General features: G+C 42.4%; 18 protein-coding genes. 15 read left to right on the forward strand and 3 right to left on the reverse strand.

The window, feature by feature from the left end; translation table 11 throughout:
* Positions 1 to 390: 390 nt before the first annotated feature.
* The 8 genes from FM038_RS07740 (at position 391) to FM038_RS07775 (ending at position 10,616) form a co-directional block, all read left to right on the forward strand.
* Positions 391 to 3,102, forward strand: coding sequence for a TonB-dependent receptor (locus tag FM038_RS07740; protein ID WP_142872708.1), 2,712 nt, complete (start codon positions 391 to 393; stop codon positions 3,100 to 3,102).
* Between the two features lie 90 nt (positions 3,103 to 3,192).
* Positions 3,193 to 4,983 (forward strand): tetratricopeptide repeat protein, encoded by a 1,791-nt coding sequence (locus FM038_RS07745; protein WP_142872709.1) that lies wholly within the window; start codon positions 3,193 to 3,195, stop codon positions 4,981 to 4,983.
* Between the two features lie 669 nt (positions 4,984 to 5,652).
* Positions 5,653 to 6,435, forward strand: a complete 783-nt coding sequence (locus tag FM038_RS07750; protein WP_142872710.1) for a DUF3450 domain-containing protein — start codon at positions 5,653 to 5,655, stop codon at positions 6,433 to 6,435.
* Positions 6,435 to 7,790 (forward strand): MotA/TolQ/ExbB proton channel family protein, encoded by a 1,356-nt coding sequence (locus FM038_RS07755; protein WP_142872711.1) that lies wholly within the window; start codon positions 6,435 to 6,437, stop codon positions 7,788 to 7,790. The genes FM038_RS07750 and FM038_RS07755 overlap by 1 nt, the downstream gene beginning before the upstream one ends.
* Positions 7,790 to 8,314, forward strand: coding sequence for a MotA/TolQ/ExbB proton channel family protein (locus FM038_RS07760; protein ID WP_142872712.1), 525 nt, complete (start codon positions 7,790 to 7,792; stop codon positions 8,312 to 8,314). Before FM038_RS07755 ends, FM038_RS07760 begins: the two co-directional genes overlap by 1 nt.
* A gap of 13 nt (positions 8,315 to 8,327) precedes the next feature.
* Positions 8,328 to 8,732, forward strand: coding sequence for an ExbD/TolR family protein (locus FM038_RS07765; protein WP_077752233.1), 405 nt, complete (start codon positions 8,328 to 8,330; stop codon positions 8,730 to 8,732).
* 1 nt (position 8,733) lies between these two features.
* Positions 8,734 to 9,354, forward strand: a complete 621-nt coding sequence (locus FM038_RS07770) for an energy transducer TonB (RefSeq protein WP_142872713.1) — start codon at positions 8,734 to 8,736, stop codon at positions 9,352 to 9,354.
* A 2-nt stretch (positions 9,355 to 9,356) separates the two neighbouring features.
* Positions 9,357 to 10,616, forward strand: a complete 1,260-nt coding sequence (locus FM038_RS07775) for a tetratricopeptide repeat protein (RefSeq protein WP_142872976.1) — start codon at positions 9,357 to 9,359, stop codon at positions 10,614 to 10,616.
* A gap of 204 nt (positions 10,617 to 10,820) precedes the next feature.
* On the opposite strand, the gene FM038_RS07780 is transcribed toward FM038_RS07775, so the two are convergent.
* Positions 10,821 to 11,330: a diguanylate cyclase domain-containing protein gene (locus FM038_RS07780; protein WP_142872714.1), complete on the reverse strand. Its 510-nt coding sequence runs from the start codon at positions 11,328 to 11,330 to the stop codon at positions 10,821 to 10,823.
* A 120-nt stretch (positions 11,331 to 11,450) separates the two neighbouring features.
* On the opposite strand from FM038_RS07780, the gene FM038_RS07785 reads away from it, so the two are divergent.
* From FM038_RS07785 to FM038_RS07810, 6 genes are all read left to right on the forward strand, one after another.
* Entirely contained in the window at positions 11,451 to 13,298 is a 1,848-nt protein-coding gene (locus tag FM038_RS07785) for a DUF885 domain-containing protein (RefSeq protein ID WP_142872715.1), read from the forward strand.
* A 228-nt stretch (positions 13,299 to 13,526) separates the two neighbouring features.
* Positions 13,527 to 13,805, forward strand: coding sequence for a peptidylprolyl isomerase (locus tag FM038_RS07790; RefSeq protein ID WP_142872716.1), 279 nt, complete (start codon positions 13,527 to 13,529; stop codon positions 13,803 to 13,805).
* Between the two features lie 30 nt (positions 13,806 to 13,835).
* Positions 13,836 to 14,369, forward strand: a complete 534-nt coding sequence (locus tag FM038_RS07795) for a GNAT family N-acetyltransferase (RefSeq protein ID WP_142872717.1) — start codon at positions 13,836 to 13,838, stop codon at positions 14,367 to 14,369.
* Positions 14,370 to 14,436: 67 nt separating this feature from the next.
* Positions 14,437 to 14,670: an RNA-binding S4 domain-containing protein gene (locus FM038_RS07800; RefSeq protein WP_142872718.1), complete on the forward strand. Its 234-nt coding sequence runs from the start codon at positions 14,437 to 14,439 to the stop codon at positions 14,668 to 14,670.
* Between the two features lie 46 nt (positions 14,671 to 14,716).
* Positions 14,717 to 15,109, forward strand: a complete 393-nt coding sequence (locus FM038_RS07805; protein ID WP_142872719.1) for a ribonuclease E inhibitor RraB — start codon at positions 14,717 to 14,719, stop codon at positions 15,107 to 15,109.
* 338 nt (positions 15,110 to 15,447) lie between these two features.
* Positions 15,448 to 17,418: an NERD domain-containing protein kinase family protein gene (locus FM038_RS07810; protein WP_142872720.1), complete on the forward strand. Its 1,971-nt coding sequence runs from the start codon at positions 15,448 to 15,450 to the stop codon at positions 17,416 to 17,418.
* A 139-nt stretch (positions 17,419 to 17,557) separates the two neighbouring features.
* Here FM038_RS07810 and FM038_RS07815 read toward each other — a convergent pair.
* Both FM038_RS07815 and gcvA read right to left on the reverse strand, forming a co-directional pair.
* A protein-coding gene (locus tag FM038_RS07815; RefSeq protein WP_142872721.1) for an IS3 family transposase occupies positions 17,558 to 18,729 on the reverse strand; the annotation gives its coding sequence in 2 pieces (ribosomal slippage) (positions 17,558 to 18,459 and positions 18,459 to 18,729; 1,173 coding nt in all).
* A 184-nt stretch (positions 18,730 to 18,913) separates the two neighbouring features.
* Positions 18,914 to 19,801: a transcriptional regulator GcvA gene (gene gcvA / locus FM038_RS07820; protein WP_142872722.1), complete on the reverse strand. Its 888-nt coding sequence runs from the start codon at positions 19,799 to 19,801 to the stop codon at positions 18,914 to 18,916.
* A gap of 129 nt (positions 19,802 to 19,930) precedes the next feature.
* Here gcvA and FM038_RS07825 point away from each other — a divergent pair, with 129 nt between their 5' ends.
* Complete coding sequence (locus FM038_RS07825; RefSeq protein ID WP_142872723.1) at positions 19,931 to 20,710, forward strand: TSUP family transporter; 780 nt, start codon at positions 19,931 to 19,933, stop codon at positions 20,708 to 20,710.
* Positions 20,711 to 20,960: the final 250 nt, after the last annotated feature.

The raw sequence follows: 20,960 nt of genomic DNA on the forward strand, positions 1-20,960 counted from the left end.
AATAGAACCTTGAATTTTGGCAAATGCCAACAGCGTACAGTAAATGTCTACTTACAACTAAGAACATAACTTTACTACAATCTAACTTGTTAAAAAATAAATAAAATCTCCTTGTGTTTTTTAAGTTACCAACCAGAACATTAGCCTAGATCTAGTGAATATCCGCACTTCCCCATAAAAAATATCATTGCTAACACCATGAACAACCATATGCTCGTATATAAAATAAACACTCAGCAGTCACCCTTGTGAAATTTAGTGTTGAGTTGTTGCTTAAATGTTTCTGTTGTGGTCTTATTTGCTTGCGAATGTATTTAGTTGTAACGCTTTGTGTTGTTAAAGATACATTTCAGCAAAAAAATAAAAAATAAGAGTCCAGGGAGAAACAACATGTATAAGAATAGCCTTATCGCTAATTCAGTGCGTTTTGCACTAATTAGTGGCGCTGCTGCCGCAGCATTTACAGCACCAACTGTAATCGCAGCCGAAGAAGATAAAGTTGAACGTATTGAGGTCACAGGTTCACGCATTAAGAGAACTGACCTAGAAACCGCTAGCCCAATTACAGTCTTCTCTGCTGCTGATATTGCCGCTTCTGGTGTATCAACAATGGAAGATTTTATTCAAAATATTCCAGCCATTAACGGTGGTGCAGAAGGTTCTTCTGTAAACAACGGTAGTCGCGGTTTTGCAACGGCTTCATTACGTGGTCTAGGTTCTGGTCGTACACTAGTACTTATTAACGGTCGTCGATTTGCATCAGGTGATTTGAACTCAATCCCAACTGCTTACGTAGAACGTGTTGAAGTTTTACGTGATGGTGCATCAACCATTTATGGTTCAGATGCAATTGCTGGTGTAATTAACTTTATTACTAAGAAAGATTTTGAAGGTGTTGAATTTCAAGCTCAATATGATCAAGCAAGTGAAGGAGATGGTGAAAAGACTCTATTATCATTAACTACTGGTGCATCAAGCGACCGTGGTAATGTTGTTTTATCTCTACAGTATACTGAGCGTAAAAAGATTCTTCAGGGTGACCGTAGTTTCTCTGAGTGTCCTATTTTTGAGCGTGATGGCGAAAAAGTATGTGGTGGTTCAGGAACTATCCCTTATGGTCAGTTCTTTAATGACAACTATAGTGGCCATGTAAAAGATCCTGAAACTGGTACAGTACGTCCATTTGACCAAGCTATCGATGGATTTAACTATGCAACAACGAGTTACATGGTTACTCCACAAGAAGTTTTCAGTATTAATGGTGCGGGTCGTTTCGATCTAACTGATACAGTGAGCACCTTTATTGAAGGTGGATTTACAAACCGTAAATCAGACCAGTTAATGGCACCAGAAGGCACCTTCTGGGGACCAACTATGCCAGCAACAAACCCTTATAACCCCGTAGGTGAGGACATTTTTGTTGTTCGTCGTCTACGTGAAACAGCGGGTCGTGCATTTACTCAGGATTTTTCTGATTACCGTATGGTTGCCGGTTTAGAGGGTGTTGTATTTGATGATTTTGACTGGGATATTTCTTATAACTATGCACGTTTCGTCGATGCTCGTTTAGATGAAGGTCGTGTAAACCCTGACCGTATTGATACTTTATTAGATCCAGCTTTATGTGATGCCGATGCAGACTGTCCAGAAGTTTGGAATATCACTGAAGCGGGCACGCTTTCTGAAGACATGATTAACTATGCATTTGTTCCAAACTCTCCAATTGTTCGCGGTGAGACTCGTCAATTACAAGCTAATATTTCTGGTGGTTTATTTGGTCTAGAGCTTCAGGGCGGCGAAGTAATGTTCGGTGCTGGTTATGAGAAGCGCTGGGAAGAATATTCAAGCACTCCTGATGGTGCTGCATCAATTGGTCAAATTTATAGTGTTGCCGGTGAAGCGACTGAAGGACAATACTCAGTTGATGAGCTTTATGCTGAGATGGATTTCCCAATTCTATCGGGTGTAGCATTTGCCGAGTCATTACGATTCACTGCGGCTATTCGTTATTCAGATTTTGACTTCTTAGATGATAGCTCTACAAACACTAAGTTTGGTTTAGAGTGGGCACCTATTGAAGGTTTACTACTTCGTTCTACACTTGCTACAGGTTTCCGTGCTCCAAGTGTATCTGAGCTTTATTCACCTCAGTCAGAAACTAACCTAGCGTACAACGATCCATGTGAAAACTATGGTAGTGGTAGCCAAAGCGCGACAGTTAAAGCTAACTGTGCGGCAGAAGGTCTACCTGGTAATTTCGAACTTTCTTCAAACCAATCAAGCACTATTGTTGGTGGTAGCGAAGATCTTCAACCTGAAGAGTCTGATAGCTTAACCCTTGGTGTGGTTTATAGCCATGACAGCGGTTTCAGTATTGGTCTAGATTACTTTGATATTGAAATTACTAATGGTATCGGTACGGCTGGTACAGATAACATCGTATCTGGTTGTTGGGAAAGTACAGCTTTTTCGAGCCCACTTTGCGACTTTATTGAAGGCCCAGGACGTACTGGTGATGCACCACATGCGACATCTCCATACCGTACAGCTTTAGGTCCAGTAGCAGGTGTTGTATTAACTAATGCTAACTTGTCTACATTCCAAACAAGTGGTGTTGATTTTGATATCTCATACAAGACAGAAATCGGTGCTGGTGACTTTGGTGCAGTACTTAACGGTACCTACTTAGACAAGTACAACTATGTACCATTTGACGGTGCAGAGAAAGTTGAAACTGCGGGCAAAGTTGCTGCGGATCAGTGGGAAACAACTCTTGCAGTATTCTCACAATGGCGCACAAACTTGACACTTAACTATGTAATGGATGACTGGAGTGTTACTTGGCAGTCTCGTTACCAGTCAGAGGGTGAAGATTACTTCGCAAGTGAGGATAACCTAGATAATATCGCTGATGCAGTTTTCTATCACGATATTCAGGGTACCTACTTCGTACTTGAGAATACTTCTCTAACTCTAGGTATTAAGAACTTGTTTGACCAAGATGCACCTTACATCTCTAACAACCAAGATATGAACACTATCCCTGCTTCATATGATACTGCTGGTCAGTATTGGTATGCTCGAGTAAATGTAACGTTCTAAAAAACATGTGAAAATCTGTAAAAGGTCAGCTTATGCTGGCCTTTTTTATGCTAATTTATAGGTAAAGATTAGAGTGAGTAATGAGGTTGTATGGATAGGGAATTAGCTAATCAAAAGCTTCAAATGGGAGTAAGCCTAGTCAAGCAGGGAAGCTATCACAAAGCGTTAGCTCATCTTTTACCTCTCCATGATATCGCGCCTCGCGAGCCCAATATATTGTTTTTCATTGCTCTTAGTTATCGATATTTGAAAGATTATGATAGGAGCATTCATTTTTTTGAACAGCTTATAAAGCATCATCAACGACCGGGTTATCTTTGCTCTTATGCAAATATGCTGTTTGAACATAATTCAAAATCTAGAGCTAAGGCTTTACTAAATCTAGCCATAACTATCGATCCAAGCTATTTTGATGCTCATTATAATTTAGCTAGATTAGAGCAAGCCGAACAAAAGTTTGCTATCGCTCTAAAATTATATCGAGGCGCACAGCGATTACAGCCTAGCCATCGAGACTCAGTTTTAGGCTCTGGCCAATGTTTAGTAGGACTTGGAGAATACAAAAAAGCGATATCTGAGTATGAGCTATTTTTAAATGAATACCCTGATTCGATAAAAGTGCTTTATGCCTTGGCCTGTCAATATGCTCAAAGTAACCATGTGAGTAAGTCAGTGTGTTTACTTACAAAATGCGTAGAGATGGCGCCTAAGAATAAAACTTTTTTAGTTAAGTATGCTTCGGTAGTTGCAGATAAGGGGGAAACTGAACAAGCAATAGATATTTTACTTACACTTTTGGGTGAAGATCCATTTGATGTAGAGGTACACAATACGCTTTTTCAAATTAAATGGTTGAGTAAATCTGGAGATCCATTTAGCTACTTTAGTGAAGCATTCAATAGACAAACTACAAATATTTTGACGCTCACTTTTGTAAAGAAACTTATTAAAAATGATCAGTTATTAGAAGCTCGAGCTAGATTAAGCTCTTTTCTAAAGAGCAATGTTAAGCATGTTGAAGGGTTAATTATACTAGGCCATATCGAACGAGAATTAGGTGATTTCGATAAGTCATTGACAATTTTGGAGCAGATACCTAGAAGTTCTATGGGGCTAGCAGCAGTTTTAAATGAAAAGGTGATAACTTACTTATGTCTCAAACAATATGCTATTGCCGAGAGCATTGCTCGAAATCTTGTTCTTAGCGACCCCAAAAACCAAGGCTGGATAGCATTGTTCGCTACCTGCTTGCGGCTAAATAATAAGGCTGCGGAATATAATGAGCTTTATGATTATGAAAAGTTGGTTAAGTTCATAACAGTCAATGACGATATATATTTTAATAGTGAGCTGAAAGAAGACCTTATTGATTTACACAAAGCTAAAAGGCACCCATTGGAGCAATCATTAAGGCAAGGAACACAAACCAATGGCCAGTTATTTGATTCTGAAATTATAACAGTTCAAGAATTGAAGAAAAAGATAACGCCGGTATTCAACACATTTTTCGAGTCGTTATCTTTAAAGCCAAGTCATCCAGCTTTTGTTAAGATCTATAATCATTACTGTTATTTTGGGTCCTGGTCAGTTTTACTTGAGGAGGGAGGGCATCACTTGAATCACTTTCATAGTGAGGGAGAATTTAGTGCTTGCTACTATGTCTCTGTCCCTGATGCTGTAAAGAGAGGAGGACAAGGTTGGCTAAAGTTGGGGCAGCCAGAGTTAAGTCGATGGATTAAAATGGAACCCGATTATTGTATTTGTCCGCAAGAGGGGTCATTGGCAGTGTTCCCTTCTTACATGTGGCACGGTACTAACCCTATAATAGAGTCATGTGAGAGAGTTACTGTTGCTTTTGATATGAAACGGTTTAGTAAATAGAAGTTCGGTTAGTAACTGAAAACTGAGCTTTATAGATTGTCGATGAAGTAATTAGCTATTGTGAGCATGGTTGGTTATGAGTTAATGAAACCCATGATGTTTAGCTATAAAACAATGAAACAAACCGTGACGCAAGTCTCGTTATGTCAATCGGTGTGAACTTGGCTTGGTGTGGGTTTTGGCAAACTCAATAAGTTAGTCAAGGCTGGTATAAATTCAATAATTGAGTGAGTTTATATTAAATGTTGATGATTTTGTTTACTGGTGTAACCAGTTATGGTTAAATTTATGTTAAAACCCATAACAACGTGTTAACGGCGATAACGTCATGTTTTTTAGGTCTTTATAGCGTCACCACCCCCATGAGCTGAGTGATATTGTTAATATATAATTTACTTACTTGTCCAAAAAACTGCCTTTTGATGCTTTTCCACCCTCTACTGCCTTTTTCCACTAGTTTTAGACCGTTTCAATTGTTGACACAGGTCAACATTTTGTGAAATGATGCCAGCGGTGCTACACCTTTGCGGTGTAGAAAAATAAGATAATAATTAACAATCACAAGAGAAAGACATACTTATGAGCAGGAAATTCTCGCAAATATAAGCGGAATTCCATGTTGTTAATAAGTTAAACCTTTTTAATTTTACTTCAAATTGGTTGGGAACTATGTCCAAGGTAAGCAATAAAACAAAAATCGCTACGGCGCTCGTAGGCGCATTAGCCTTAGCTGGCTCAAACTTAGTGATTGCCGATCCGCTATCTGACGTTCAGAAGGCTGACGCTAAAATTCACGCTGAAGCAGCAACATCTCAGAATAAAGTCGATAAGTACTTTGACCAAGCTCAGGATATGGTATTCGAGTACGGTTCAGTTGCAGATGAACGTGAATCACTAAAATCTTACAACGATTACGTAGCAGGTTTGGTCGCTGACCAAGAAGCTACAATGAAATCAATTCAAGGTGACATCAACGGCGTTGACACACTTCGTCAAGGCGTTGTTCCTTTAATGTTTAAAATGGTAGATGCACTCGAGCAATTTGTCGCTCTTGATCTTCCGTTTAACAAAGAAGTACGTATTGGGCGTGTAGAAAATCTTAAAACGCTTCTAAACAGTGCAGAAGTGACTCTTGCTGAGAAGTACCGTCTTATTCTTGATGCCTACAGCATCGAGCGTGAATACGGCGCTACACTTTCTGTTAAAACAGGTAAGTTAGAGTTAAACGGTAAGGAAGTACTAGTAGACTTCTTTAACTTCGGTCGTGTTTCACTGTATGCAATGAGCCTAGATCAACGCTCTGCATGGATGTTTAATAACGATACTAAGGGCTGGGATAAGCTAGAAGACAGCACTTTACGTGAAATTACGAAAGGTATTCGTATTGCACGTAAACAAGGTGCACCAGATCTATTCGCATTACCAATTCCTGCTGCGGAGGCTGCACAATAATGAAGAAGTTAATTACTACAGCAATCGTTGCTGCAACCCTGGCTTTATCTTCAGGTATTGCTAGCGCAGCTGATGCGCCTAAGACAATCGATCAGTTACTTAAGCAAGTTCAGAGTGACCGTGCAGATGCTTCTAAGACAAACAAGAAGCGTGAGCAAGAATTTAAGAATGAGCGTGGCGATAAAGCGGCTCTTCTTAAACGTGAAAAAAATGCCTTAGCTGCCGAAAGACAGCGTGGTAAAGATCTAAACCAAGCTTTCCTTGATAACGAGCGTAAAATCGGTCAGTTAGAGGAAGATTTAAAAACAGCTCAGGGTGACTTGGGTGAAATGTTTGGTGTTGTTAAAGGTGATGCTGGTGATTTCGCTGGTAAGTTAGCGGGTTCAAACATTTCAGCTCAGTATCCTGAGCGTGATGTATTTATCGCTGAACTAGGTGCTCGCAAGCAACTTCCAAAAATTAATGAGTTAGAGCGTTTCTGGGAAGAGCAGCTGTTTGAAATGGCTGAATCTGGAAAAGTGGTTAACTTTGACGGTGCCGTAACTACGATTGATGGAAATGTTCACCAGACTACGATTACTCGTGTTGGTCCATTTAACCTTATCGCAGATGGCCAATACGTTGTTTACAACGCTGACCTTAACCTCATTCAGGAGCTATCACAGCAGCCTGACGGTTATCAGGTTAGAACTGCAGCTTCTTTTGCTGCAACTACATCAGGTGCGGCTCAACTTTATATCGATCCGGCCCGTGGTGTACTGCTAAACATCTTTACCCAAAAAGCGACAATCGAAGAGCGTATTGAAGCGGGTGGAACGATTGGTTATATCATTATCGTCCTACTTATTCTCGGTGCACTTATCTCTATCGAACGTCTAATTACTCTTGGTCTTGTTGGTGCTAAAGTTAAAGCGCAGCGTAAGAACCTAGATAATCCTGGTAATAACGCGCTTGGCCGTGTACTTAAAGCTTACCAAGATAACAAAGATGTTGATGTTGAAACCCTTGAGCTGAAACTTGATGAAGCAATTCTGAAAGAAACACCAGCACTTGAGACGCGTATCTCTATCATTAAGGTACTAGCGGCTATCGCTCCTATGATGGGTCTACTGGGTACAGTAACCGGTATGATCGCGACCTTCCAAAGTATTCAGTTATTCGGTACTGGTGATCCTAAGCTTATGGCTGGTGGTATCTCTATGGCACTGATGACTACTGTACAAGGTCTAGTTGCAGCACTACCGCTAATGTTGATGCACGCTATTGTAATTGCACGTAGCAAGTCAATCGTCCAGGTTCTAGAAGAGCAAAGTGCGGGCATCGTTGCTTCACACGCTGAGAAGAGGAACGCCTAATGTTATTCCTGATGGATATCTGGGATTCCGTCAGGGGCTTCATGGCCTCCGGGGGCGACGTCCTCTGGCTGGTTGCGGCTGTATTGTTTACCATGTGGGTATTGATGCTTGAACGTTACTGGTATCTAAATTGGATATCACCAAAGGAACATAAAGCAATCATTAGCGCATGGGAAGCACGAGAGGATTCAACCTCTTGGTATGCACACCGCATCCGTGAAGCTTGGGTATCCCAAGCGAAGCAAGATTTAACCGCTCGTATGCTGCTTATCAAAACACTAGTTGCTATCTGTCCTATGATAGGTCTGCTAGGAACCGTAACCGGTATGATATCAGTGTTCGATGTGATGGCAGTTCATGGCACGAGTAATGCTCGTATGATGGCAGCTGGTATTTCAATGGCGACCATGCCGACAATGGCAGGAATGGTTGCGGCGTTATCGGGTGTATTCTTTAGCACTCGTCTTGACGCAAAAATGAAAATCAGCCTAGCTAAGCTAAAAGATAGCTTGCCGCACCACTAGAGAGAGATTGATTATGGCACGTAGAAAGCATTCAAGCGTAGACGAGGAAGCTGAGATTGATATGACACCGATGCTCGACATCGTGTTTATCATGCTTATTTTCTTCATTGTAACAACATCGTTTGTTAAGCCATCAGGCCTTGATTACAACAAGCCTGAAGCGTCGCAAGCGACTAAGAAGCCTTCAGCTAACATCTTTATCGGTGTAAGCAAGACTGGCGTCATCATGATGGAAAACCGTCAGGTTGATATCGAGCGTGTAACTGCAAACGTTGAACGTATGCTTGCAGAAGCACCAGAAGCTGCTGTACTTATACAAGCAGACCAAGATGCCAAGCATGGCTTAGTGGTTAAAGTTTTGGATAACGTGAAAGCGGCTGGTATCGATAAGATTTCAGTATCGGCGGGGGCTGATTAATATGCTAAGAGGAATAGTATCACTGATAATTGGTGCTGCTGTGACTTTTGCTTTGTTTGTTTTCATGGCATTTTTGGTAGGTGGCGGTCCAACCCGCCACGATGCCTCGACAGAATCTCCTGTCATTGAAATTACCATGAACAAAGATGATGCATCAGCACAGAAAAAACCAAGGGTAAAGCCGAAGCCGCCTACGCCGCCAGAGCAACCCCCTAAGCCGGATATTACTCCGCCTGACAGTTCATCTGACATAGATACAAACATGTCATTTAACATGGGTGGTGTAGCAGCAGGTAGTGCAAATACTGGCTTCAAGCTGGGCAACATGATGACACGAGACGGTGATGCTACACCTATCGTACGTATCGAGCCTCAGTACCCGATAGCAGCGGCACGTGATGGCAAAGAAGGTTGGGTACAACTTAGCTTTACCATTAATGCACTCGGCGGAGTGGAAGACGTTAAAATTATCAAGGCTGAACCTAAACGCTTGTTCAACAAAGAAGCAAGGCGTGCACTTAAAAAGTGGAAGTACAAGCCAAAGATTGTTGACGGTAAAGCACTTAAGCAGCCAGGTATGACTGTCCAACTAGATTTCACCTTAGATAAAGGAGGCAGATAATGATGCGTAAACTAAGTTTTAAAACGACTAGTATTGCAGCTGCATTATTGCTTTCTCTTGGCGGAAGCCTAGCTGTCATTCCTGCGGCATCTGCCGCAGAGAAGTGTCCAATCGAGAAGCGTAAATCTAAAGCTGTTGGTCAAAGTGCTGCTAAGAAAGTGCAAAAATCTTTCGAAGCTTACACTGAAGGTGACGTCGACGCTGCAATCGCTATCTTACTTGAAGCTAATGCTAAGAACAGTTTTGATAAAGCGTACATTGCCCGTATGTTGGGTAATTTCTATGCCGAAAAAGCTCAGATGGGTACAGCAATTAAGTACCTTAAGACTGCCGTTGACGCTAATATTTTAGGTGGAACAGATCATGCTGCAACCTTGAGACTTTATGCTGATCTCTTGATCCAAGAGAAGCAGTTTAAAGAATCGATTACTTATTACTACAAGTGGATGGAGTTTACCTGTAAAGAGGATGCTCAAGTCTACCGTCGTATCGGTATCGGTTATTCAGAGCAGAAGAACTGGGCTAAAGTTCTTGAAGTCGCTGATAAAGGTTTATCGCTTTCTAACAAGCCAGATAAAGGCCTGTATCAGATGAAGCTGACGGCTTACTTCAACCAAAAGAAGTATCCTGAAGCGGTTCAAGTGTTAGAGACCATGGTGCCACTTTTCCAGGACGATAAACGTCTTTGGGTTCAGTTAGCTCAGTTTTATCTGATGACTGAAAAGTATACTAAGTCTTTAGCAACTTATGACCTTGCTTACAAGAATGGCTTTTTAGAGACCGCGGGTAATGTGACTCGCTTATCTCAGCTATTAGCACAGAATGGTTCGCCATACCGTGCTGCCAAAATATATGAAAAGCATATGAAGTCAGGCTTGATCAAAGAGGATGAGAAAACTCTTGCGATTTTGGCTGGTTTCTATCACAACTCGAAAGAGTTGAAAGAAGCTGCTCTTTATTATGGCAAAGCTGCTGAAGCTGGCAATAACGGCAAGTACTATCTACGTCAGGGCCGAATCCTGTCTCTAGATGACAAGTCAAAAGCTGCTGTTGCTGCACTGAAGAAATCATTGGATGCAGGTATAGATAATCCAGGTGAAGCTCAATTTGAGCTAGCATTGGCTTATTTAAACCTTAAGCAATACAAGTCTGCTTATTCTCGCGCTTTGAAAGCGGCGAAAGATAAGAAGACGGCTCGTTCAGCAAAAAGTTATATCTCTTACATCAAAGAGAAAGCACGTGTTCATAACGTGACTCTGTAATTTTTACTGATTAAAATGAGTAATGAAAAGCCCCGAAAGGGGCTTTTTTGTGTTTGGCCATAAATGTTCCATTCATTTCTTGGCATTTCCGCCATCCGTGGTATCAAACTTTTATAAAGATTTACTAGGGATGGGCATAGATTTTCGTTATGCTTTTTAGAACCTAGAACCTAGAACCTAGAACCTAGAACCTAGAACCTTCTATTATTGCATTCGTCTTAACTCAATATGCCTGCCTTTTTCCATCTCAAGCTCGTGGGTTAATTGCTCCACATCTTGAAATATCAGTTCAATACTGACATTTCTAGCCGGAGTACAGGTGTAGCCTGCTAATTCATAATCAACATAGCTGGTATGTTGCCTGCCATATTCTAAGTTAAATACTTTGATTTTCTCTTCTATTCTCTGTAGTACAACTTGAGTGCCTTCCTCATCGATATTGAATAATCCTAATGCAAAGCTGTTATTGTTGAGCCTAGCGACAAGATCTGTTGTTCTTAGTATTGCTTCTTGTACCTGTTTCATAAAAAATTCAAGCAGATGAGGTTGCTTAACTGTTTCATGTATGTGCGGGCAAAGATACAATAGTGCAAGACTTTGGTGATCGCGTATATGGCGATGCCATTCGCGATTAAACACCTCCATGAAGTAGGTTTGGTTATAGACACCAGTTTCGGGATCTCTAAATCCTGAGTTTCGAAATGAATAGATCATTGCCTGGCTCCTAAGCGTTCCGACTAAGTAAAATGTGAAAGTGACAGCGCAAATATTTACACGTTTGCAATAAGTATAGAAAATAACAAGCAATTGCACCGAATAAAGGAAAAGAAACAAATGAGAAGAGCTTTATTAGCCGTATCCATAGGGTTAGTTCTGGGAGTAAGTGGTTGTTCAGAAAATAATAACTCTGAGAACACAGTGACAAGTAACTCGGTTTCAACAGCTGTTGCTGATCCGAGTCAGCCTAGTGAAAAGCAAGCGCTGTCAGTTGAGCAAGCGTATCTTGCCTTGGTCGACGACTTCTTCAACGATTACTTAAAGCTCGAGCCCATTTATGCCACCTTTGTTGGTGTTAATGACTATAACGATCAGTTCGGTGGCGATTTAACTGAAGAGTATTTAAAGACACGTCACGATCTTAATACCAGCTATTTGGCGAGAGTAGAGAAGATCAATAGAGATGCTCTATCTCCTGAGTTACAGCTTAGTTATGATATGTTTGCCTATGACAGGAATATTGAGCTAATAGACGAAACCTTCCCGTCTCGTTTCATGCCTATGAACCAGTTTTACAGCACTGTGATCAGTATGGTGCAACTTGGTAGTGGAGAGAGCGCACAGCCATTCAACACAGTGGAAGATTACAATAACTGGGCATCGCGTCTAAGCGGGTTTATAACCTGGACCACACTTGCTCAGGAGCGTATGGATGAAGGTGCAAGGAGCAAGGTCGTATTGCCACGGGTACTTGTCGAACGTATTATCCCTCAACTTCAAGCGCAGCTTGTCGATGATGCCAGTAAAAGTTTATTTTACGCACCGATAAATAATTTGCCGACGAGTTTCTCTGATACAGATAAAGCAGAATTAACGGCAAAATACACCAAACTCATCAATCAAGAGTTAATTCCGGCATTAGCCTCCTTAACCGCGTATTTCGAGACTACATACCTGCCAGTAGCACGGGCGAGTGACGGTTGGTGGGGCTTACCCAATGGCAAAATTTGGTATCAGCATTTGGCTAATACCCACACTACTACCCAGATGTCAGTGGATGAAATCCATCAAATTGGTCTGAGCGAAGTGGCTCGTATTCTTTCTGAGATGGATACAGTACGTGAGCAAGTTAAGTTTGAAGGTGATCTTAAAGCATTCTTCGCCTCTCTTTCATCTGAGCCGCAATATTTCTTCACCGAGCGTCAAGGTCTTATCGATGGGTATATGACCCTTAAAGATCAAATTAATGCCGAATTGCCTAAGTATTTTAATGTGCAGCCGAAGGCTGATTATGTAGTGAAGCCAGTCGAAAGTTTTCGTGAGCAATCAGCAGCTGGGGCTTCTTATGAATCTCCTGCTGTCGACGGGTCACGTCCAGGTGTGTTCTATATCAACACGTATAACTTAAAAGCACAGCCTAAATGGGGAATGACAACCCTATCTTTGCATGAGGCTGCACCAGGACATCATTTCCAAATTGCCATCAAGCAAGAGTTAACCGGAGTCCCTGAGTTTCAACGTTTCAGTGGCTATACCGCATTTGAAGAAGGTTGGGCGCTCTATGCCGAGTATCTTGGTATGGAAATGGGCTTATTTAACGACCCTTACCAATACTTCGGCAAGCTTTCTGATGAGATGCTTCGTGCTATGCGTCTAGTGGTCGATACTGGTCTGCACGCTAAAGGTTGGACCCGTGAGCAAGCGATTCAGTATATGAAAGATAACTCGCCAATGGCGGAGTCTGACATCATTGCAGAAGTTGAGCGTTACATGGCAATACCTGGTCAGGCGCTGTCTTATAAAGTTGGCCAACTTAAAATTTTATCTCTTCGAGCCGAAGCTGAAGCTGCATTAGGCAATAAGTTCGATTTAAAAGCCTTCCATGATCAGATCTTAACTTCAGGTTCACTGCCAATGGCTGTGATGGAGTCAAAGGTTCATCATTGGATAAAAACTCAGAAGTGATCACTTAGCGTGCTACCAATATTGCACTAGATAAGAGAAAAACTTTTTAAACCCAGCTTTTATCAATATACTAGCTGGGTTTATTTACTCCCTACGGGATTAAATAGTGTGCTTCACCTTGTGAAGCCAAGCATTCAAGATGTTTGATTTGGATTAATTATTTTATTGTCACTTTCTATACTGTGTATAGATCAATTGGCAAGTTGTCAAAAATTTAGGAGTTATATCATGGTACAAGCCACAGCAAGACATCTACTCGTTAGCAGTGAAGAGAAATGTGAGTCACTTAAGCAGGAAATCTTAGCCGGTGCTGATTTTGGTGATGTTGCTAAAGCTAACTCATCTTGTCCATCAAGTGCTCAAGGTGGCGATCTTGGCTCTTTTGGTCCAGGCATGATGGTTAAAGAGTTTGACGAAGTGGTATTCAATGCGCCATTGAATGAAGTACAAGGCCCTGTTAAGACACAATTTGGTTTTCACCTGCTTGAAGTGACAAGCCGCGGATAATTGCCGATATAGTCAATTAGGAAGTACTTTATGCTCGAACTTTATACCGATAGGCTTAGATTACGCAGTCTAAGGCGCGATGATTGGGAGTTTTTTCTCCAAACTCATCAAGACCCTATTATTAATCAGTTTGTTCGCCGACCCGACGAAGAGTCAGTGATCCTGAAAAAGTTCGAGCATAGATTAGCGCCTTGGACCTATGAATCTGGTGATTGGTTGACACTCGTTATTGAAGAGGTCGATACCAAGACATTGATCGGTTTTACAGGTCTTTACTGTGCAAACTTCGATTGTGCCCATGCAGAGGTAGGCTACATGTTAGCAACTTCTGGTCATGGTAAAGGCTATGCCACTGAAAGTCTTAAAGCGGTTATTGACTGGGCGTGTTTGAGTTTTAACGTACATAAGTTTATCGGCTTATGTGCTAAAGATAATATCGCATCGGCCAAAGTGCTCGAGAAAAACGGTTTTAAGCTCGAAGGCATTTTAAGAGATAACTACAGAGTCGATGATAGCTGGATCGATGATTGTTCCTATGGGCTTCTTAGCCACGAAAGATCATGATGGGGATTATCCTTGTCGACTACGAATGCTATAATCTCAGTGATATTTTTGTTTAAAGGTAAATCGTGTGACAGCACAAATAGAAACCTTGGCCTTGTTGCCAGGTGAAGAATACATAGAGCTATATAAGATTTTGAAAGTCCAAGCCATGATTGGCGGGGGCGGTGAAGCCAAATTTGTTATTAGTGAAGGCAAGGTAACCGTTGACGGTGAAGTAGAGACCCGTAAACGTAAGAAAGTGAGAGCGGGTGAAGTAGTCTCATTTAATGGTGAAACAGTGCAGATCGTTGCTGCTTCATAGTCCTAGTGATGAGTCTTGACCCGGTACTGAATAAACGGAGTAAGTAATGCAATTTCCTGATGACGACAATGGCAAAATGCTCGCAGCGATGGCTGAAGCTGGTATTGATTTAACTAAGCAACTCGATGTTGATTTTTTCTTGGTTTTTGATGATCAGCGTGATGCTGAATCGGCGACTGAAGAGCTGGCAAAGTTGGAGCTTGAAGGCGAGATGGAACTTCAGCTTAACGATGAAGTTGGTAAGTGGGAACTTATCGTTTGTGTGCCTATGGTTCCTGAATATCAAGCCATTGTTGATCAAGAGCTTCAGCTAAACACATTTGCAGAAGAATTTGGCGGTGCAACCGATGGTTGGGGTGTCATGCAGCATCAAGAAGGCGATGATGATTTTGCTGACGAAGATGACGGTCATGAGTGCGGTGCAGACTGTAAGCACTAATCGATCTGCTGCGCATCTCGATTGATGCCACTTTGTGGCGGTTCCACTCATTTGATAAAGCTATTGCTAGATTGAAGCTAATATTTCCTGTAGAGCTTATTCTGGTTAATGTCGTGAGTCGATCTACTGTGTTTCACGATTGATGCCACTGCGTGGCGGTTTCATGACTAAGCCATGAGATGAGAATTTTTTATATTAAGCCGCCATTTGAGTGGCTTTTTTTATGTCTGTAATTCATCATGGTGGCAAATTGTTTACATGACGCCAACCTGGTTAACATGGGGGCTATTTCCCATTAGATGAACCGGATAGGTCAATAGCCACACAAGGAAAAGAGAATGGCAAAGCAGATAAGTTTCGGAACGCCAGTCAATGATGCCGAGCGCTGGGCATTTTCCTTATTAGCCGATGAGCTACCCGATAATTACATACTCCTTACCAATGTAGAGATCCCGACTAAATCTGGCCAAGCGATGGAGGTCGATGCGCTGGTTATCGGCGAGTGGGGGGTCTATGTTGTCGATGTAAAAGGTTATATTGGACGGTTAGATGCGGGTCTTCATGCCTGGTCTTTAGATGGCAGGCAGGTCGATAACAGTTTGGCTAAAGCGAACTATGTTGCTCGTGTTTTAGCGGGTAACGTCAAGCACAAGATCCCAGTTGGCGTCTATGCTCCTTGGTGTCAGGGCATGGTGTTTGTGACTGGGCGTAAAGGGGAGGAGATTGAGCTCGAGAAACAGCAAGGTTCTTTGAGTATCTATACGCCACAGCAAATTGTCGCAGCGCTCACCAAAGAGTGGGGACTTACAGCGCCACGCAGCCATCAGGTGACAGATGAGCAAAAAGAGATGGTGCTTAAAACCATAGGCCAGGTTGCACTTGTTGAGCAACGTAATAATAAAATTCAGGATTTTACCAAGCTAAAATGCCTATTTATTCAGAGCGGTTTAGAGGTCTGGCAGGCAGAATATAATCCAGGTGGCTGGACAGCGCCTTGGCTACTTAAAATTCTTACCCCAAACCAGTTTGCTGATAAAGAGCAATCAGAGATTCACGAAAACCAGTTAAGAGCTGAATTTAAACGTTTGCAAGCACTTACTGGTTGCAGCGGAGTGCCTTACTGTGCCCCCCTGATTCAAGATGGCGAGCAACTGGTATTACCGATCCGCATGCCACGTGGGGTGCCACTTAATATCCTCGAGGTAGAGAAGTTAACGACCTATCAATTACTGGAAATATTAAGGCGTTCAGTTTCTGGTTTGCAGCAGATCCATCGTCGGGGATATACCGTTGGTGGTTGGACTGATAATTGTGTCTTTGTGTCGGATCAGGGTGATGTTGAATTTATCGATATCAAAGATAGTGTTAATTCCAATCAAGATATACAGGCCTACTCGGCAGGTTTCTTGACCTTAGCCGAACAAACTAAGCAGCCACGTATTTATCAATGGTATCAACTTGCGGCGAAGGGAGGCACGGTTGATCTTGATGCGCTGCGTTGTGACTTATCGGCAGTCATTGACAATGGTGTGTGTGATACGCTTCCTGAGCGAATTAAGATCGAAACGGGTGCTATTATTGACCATCACTATCGTTTAGAACAGTTTATCAATGCGACTGAGCGTAGCCAGTTTTGGCGAGCGACTCACTTGCAGGGACAATATAGTTGTGGAGTCTCGGTTTACACTAAGGTCGAAGCTAAGTGGCCAACGTTAAGCAGCCTATATCGTAGCCTCTCTAAGCTCTATCACCCACATGTTGAAAAAGTGCTGGCATTCGGTCAGTTGCCTCAAAGCGAATCACTGTTCATTGCCAGAGCTTGGGAATATGGTGTTTCTCTCGATGAACTCGCTGATATCCAGATCGGTCAACCTGCGATGTGGTTTACCCAATTGCTTTCTGGCCTGCAATATATGCATCAGATGGATATTTATCATGGTGCACTCTGTCCTAAAAATATTATCTGTAATCAAGAAAAAGCCATTCTAGTCAATTTTGGTATTGGATTGGATATAGCGACCAGTCATTACGCCAGTCGTTATGCTGATCCTAAGCTTTGGGCCGCTGAAGGCGATGCCGAAAGAGATTTGTATGGACTCGTGGCGAGCTTTATCTCTACCTTAGCGCCAGTTTCTCTTCAGGGAAATGGCGGTCAAGAGGGGATAATTAATGCGCTGCACTCCTTCGATAAAGCGTGGTTTGGTGAAAAGACTTTCAATACTTGTCTTAAGGTGCTTAATTTCGAATTTGATGCGGCACCAGGTACAAATTACCTAGAAGCTTTTGATGTTGTAGAGAAATTAATTTAATACATCAGTAAGAGTCGTCATGTTTAAAGGAGAAGCTTGTTTTGAGTTTCTCCTTTTTTATGCTTGATACTCTGCGAGGTGCGAGGTGCGAGGTGCGAGGTGCGAGGTTGATATGACCCCAGTAAAGTGGACACAGGGTTTAAATTCTTGATTCAAATACTATGGGACTCACTCCATTTAGAGTCCCATGTCTTCTCACCATATTATAATAATCATCGATATAAAATCGACACTGTGTTGTCATTTCTTTTCTGCTTAGCTCTTCTAAGTTAGAGAACCATTCTTTCTTTAACTGAGCAAAAAAGCTTTCTGAGCAAGCATTATCCCAGCAATTCCCCTTTCTCGACATACTCACTGTGACCTTACGCTTCGTTAGCCACTTAAGTACTTCAAAGCTTCTGTATTGAGCCCCCTGGTCAGAGTGAAACATCAGCTCACTCCCATTTGGCCTTCGTTCTACCCAAGCTTGTTTGAGTGACTTCATCACCAGTTCGCTCGAATTTATGTAGCTCGTTGCCCAGCCCACCACTTTACGTGAGTACAAATCGATGATGACACATAGATACTGCCAGCCCTCTTTGCACCTAATTTGTGTAATATCTGATACCCAAACAGTATTAGGTTTAGCTACTTCAAACTCTCTGTTTAAGTAATTCGGCGCTCTTGTTTCAATCAACCTAGGCTTCACTACACCGAACTTCCTTTTACATGCTTTAGACCTGTAATCAAACACCTGTAACAAGCTTTGTACTCGCTTTTTATTACAATCGAAACCATTAGCTACAGCATCCAGCCATAACTTCCTATAACCCGCTATGCTCCTGTGCTCAGCTATCTTTTCTTTGAGAAAGTCAGACAGTACTTCGTTATCTTTATCGCGTTGAGAAGGCTTACGAACAAGCCAGCTGTAATAGCCTGAGCGAGATACACCAAAAATATCACAGAGCAATTTTATCGTTCTTCGAGTTGAGCAATAACCTTGGATAAACTGAAACTTTATCCCTGGTGTTTGTCGAAGAACTCCTTCGCCTTTTTTAAGATATCGTTCTCCAACTCTGCACGCTCTAATCGTTTTTTTAGCCCACGGTTTTCACGTTCAAGTTCAGCTAGCCCCTTATTAGGACCGACATTTTTAATAGGTTTAGAAGTGTGTTTCTTCGACGTCAATTGAGCTCTCCATTTACTGAGCAAAGCGGGATGGATACCTAATTTACCAGCTAAAGCCTTTACTGTATCGGGAGAGTTTAAGGATTGTTGAACAGCAGCCAATTTGAAGGCTGCTGTGTGGGTCTTACGAGTTATTATTTTCATGGCACCTTATCGCTTATATAAGGTGTCCACTTTTAGGGGGTCATATCAGTTCGAGTTCGAGATAGAGCGGAGAAAGCTATAAGTCTCGAGATAGAGCAGAGAAAGTTATAAGTCTAAAGCGAATCAAAACCACAGGTCATTCCGGTATGCTTGTGGCCGGAATCCAGTTTTTAGCTGGAAGGGACTAGTTACGATAGGGGGCAAATATCTCCAAAACCCAATCGATAAAGGCTTGTGCTTTAAGCGGTAAGTTACTCGACTTTGGTGTCAGCAGATAATACACATAGGGGCTGGTAAAGCCCGCATCGAAGGGGATCACTAAGCTACCATCAGCCAGTTGCTCTTCGATAAAAAATCTTGGAATAAGTGCGACTCCCATACCACCGGCTGCAGCTTGACTCAGCATATAGAAGTGCTCCATGCCAAACTTTTTGTCCGTGGTCAGGGTTAATCCAACCTGCTGCGACCAGTAAGGCCAAAGTTCAGGCCTTGTGGTGTGTTTAAGCAAGGTCATCTTGTTGATGTCCTCTAGGCGTTTGAGCTGTTCAGCTAATTGAGGTGCGCACACTAAACAAAGGTCTTCGTCCATCAGTTTGATAAAGTTAACACCCGTTGGCTCATGTTGGGCACTTCTGATAGCGATATCACAACGGCTATTATCAAAATCTACGGCAAAATCGCCAATAGAGAGATCCACATAAAGATGAGGGTGACGCCGCTTAAACTCTTCCATACGAGGAATGAACCAGTTAATGGTCAAGCTAGGTAACACATTGATAGCGAGTGTCTGAGCTCGCATCTGTTGCGATTTAATCTCATCGGTCGCATGATTAATGGTTTGTAGAGCCGATTGAACTTGGATCAGGTAGCGCTGCGCATCGTCAGTGAGCAACAATTTTCTATGTTGCCGGATAAACAGAGGGACACCAAGGTAGGTTTCCAGTCCCTTGACTTGTTTACTGACAGCACCATGAGTGACAAAAAGCTCATCTGCCGCCTTACTAAAGCTCAGATGTCTCGCTGCTGACTCAAAGGCCAAAAGTGAGTTCAGTGGAGGAAGACTTGTGTGCATGAGCCACCTATTTATTTTATTAGTGTGAGATTATCTCACACTAAGCGGACGATAACTCCTTTGCGCATCTTGTGCAAATATCGTCTAATAGCATCATTATTGTGAACTTATGTTTTATGAGACTTATCTATGCCATTGGAACTATCCTATGAACTTGTTGCACTCCTGTTTGGCGTGGCAATGCTGGCAGGCTTTATCGACGCAATTGCAGGAGGCGGTGGTTTAATTACTATTCCAGCACTTATGTGGGCAGGTCTTCCGCCTACTGCTGCACTGGCGACCAACAAGCTACAAGCCTGTGGCGGTAGCTTTTTTGCCAGCCTTTATTTTGTGCGTAAAGGCATGGTGAAACTCAGTGAGATGAAATTGGCTATCGGTTTAGCGTTTGTTGGCTCAGCCCTTGGTACCATCGCCGTACAGATGATTGATACAGCCTTCTTGGAGACATTATTACCATTTTTGATCTTAGGTATTGGCGGTTACTTTCTATTTTCGAAAAAGATCAGTGAAGAGGATAAGCATCAGGTTATGACTCCCATCATGTTCGGCTTCACCGCAGCCTTTGGTGTGGGCTTGTATGATGGCTTCTTTGGCCCAGGTACAGGTAGCTTCTTTGCATTGGCGTTTGTCTCATTAGCAGGATACGGCCTAGCCAAAGCCACTGCTCATGCCAAGGTGTTAAATTTTTCGACCAATATCGCATCACTGATCTTCTTCGCCATTGGCGGCAAGGTATTTTGGCTACTCGGTGGCATCATGCTGGTTGGCCAGGCCATTGGCGCAACATTAGGTTCTCGTATGGTGGTCACCAAGGGTACTAAAATAATTAAGCCTCTGGTGGTCACCATGTCGATAGCCATGAGTGTGAAGCTACTGTCAGCGCAGTATGACCTCTTCTTCTGGATATAAATGTGGCTATAGATTTACCTGGCTATAGATTTGGCTAGCCTTGGAATGAAGGCTGGTTTTACATTCTGTTGTTGGCCTTTCTATTGTTTTGTTCTTGTGTTGAACAACAGAGATAAGAACTTTGCGCCACGGAGCGCTTCGCTACACGCAGAGCACTGAGGTTAAGCTGGAGTAGGATTAAGGCTTTTAGCTGTTGCTCCTCTCCGTGCCCTCAGTGTTCTCCGTGGTGAATAGCTTTACCCAAAGCTTG

This window comes from Shewanella eurypsychrophilus (assembly GCF_007004545.3).
In the GTDB taxonomy this organism is placed as follows: domain Bacteria; phylum Pseudomonadota; class Gammaproteobacteria; order Enterobacterales; family Shewanellaceae; genus Shewanella; species Shewanella eurypsychrophilus.

Excerpts from the sequence above, each read along its gene's own strand:
- FM038_RS07740 (WP_142872708.1), top strand. The coding sequence starts at position 391 with ATGTATAAGAATAGCCTTATCGCTAATTCAGTGCGTTTTGCACTAATT.
- FM038_RS07745 (WP_142872709.1), top strand. The coding sequence starts at position 3,193 with ATGGATAGGGAATTAGCTAATCAAAAGCTTCAAATGGGAGTAAGCCTA.
- FM038_RS07750 (WP_142872710.1), top strand. The coding sequence starts at position 5,653 with ATGTCCAAGGTAAGCAATAAAACAAAAATCGCTACGGCGCTCGTAGGC.
- FM038_RS07755 (WP_142872711.1), top strand. The coding sequence starts at position 6,435 with ATGAAGAAGTTAATTACTACAGCAATCGTTGCTGCAACCCTGGCTTTA.
- FM038_RS07760 (WP_142872712.1), top strand. The coding sequence starts at position 7,790 with ATGTTATTCCTGATGGATATCTGGGATTCCGTCAGGGGCTTCATGGCC.
- FM038_RS07765 (WP_077752233.1), top strand. The coding sequence starts at position 8,328 with ATGGCACGTAGAAAGCATTCAAGCGTAGACGAGGAAGCTGAGATTGAT.
- FM038_RS07770 (WP_142872713.1), top strand. The coding sequence starts at position 8,734 with ATGCTAAGAGGAATAGTATCACTGATAATTGGTGCTGCTGTGACTTTT.
- FM038_RS07775 (WP_142872976.1), top strand. The coding sequence starts at position 9,357 with ATGCGTAAACTAAGTTTTAAAACGACTAGTATTGCAGCTGCATTATTG.
- FM038_RS07780 (WP_142872714.1), bottom strand. The coding sequence starts at position 11,330 with ATGATCTATTCATTTCGAAACTCAGGATTTAGAGATCCCGAAACTGGT.
- FM038_RS07785 (WP_142872715.1), top strand. The coding sequence starts at position 11,451 with ATGAGAAGAGCTTTATTAGCCGTATCCATAGGGTTAGTTCTGGGAGTA.
- FM038_RS07790 (WP_142872716.1), top strand. The coding sequence starts at position 13,527 with ATGGTACAAGCCACAGCAAGACATCTACTCGTTAGCAGTGAAGAGAAA.
- FM038_RS07795 (WP_142872717.1), top strand. The coding sequence starts at position 13,836 with ATGCTCGAACTTTATACCGATAGGCTTAGATTACGCAGTCTAAGGCGC.
- FM038_RS07805 (WP_142872719.1), top strand. The coding sequence starts at position 14,717 with ATGCAATTTCCTGATGACGACAATGGCAAAATGCTCGCAGCGATGGCT.
- FM038_RS07810 (WP_142872720.1), top strand. The coding sequence starts at position 15,448 with ATGGCAAAGCAGATAAGTTTCGGAACGCCAGTCAATGATGCCGAGCGC.
- gcvA (WP_142872722.1), bottom strand. The coding sequence starts at position 19,801 with ATGCACACAAGTCTTCCTCCACTGAACTCACTTTTGGCCTTTGAGTCA.
- FM038_RS07825 (WP_142872723.1), top strand. The coding sequence starts at position 19,931 with ATGCCATTGGAACTATCCTATGAACTTGTTGCACTCCTGTTTGGCGTG.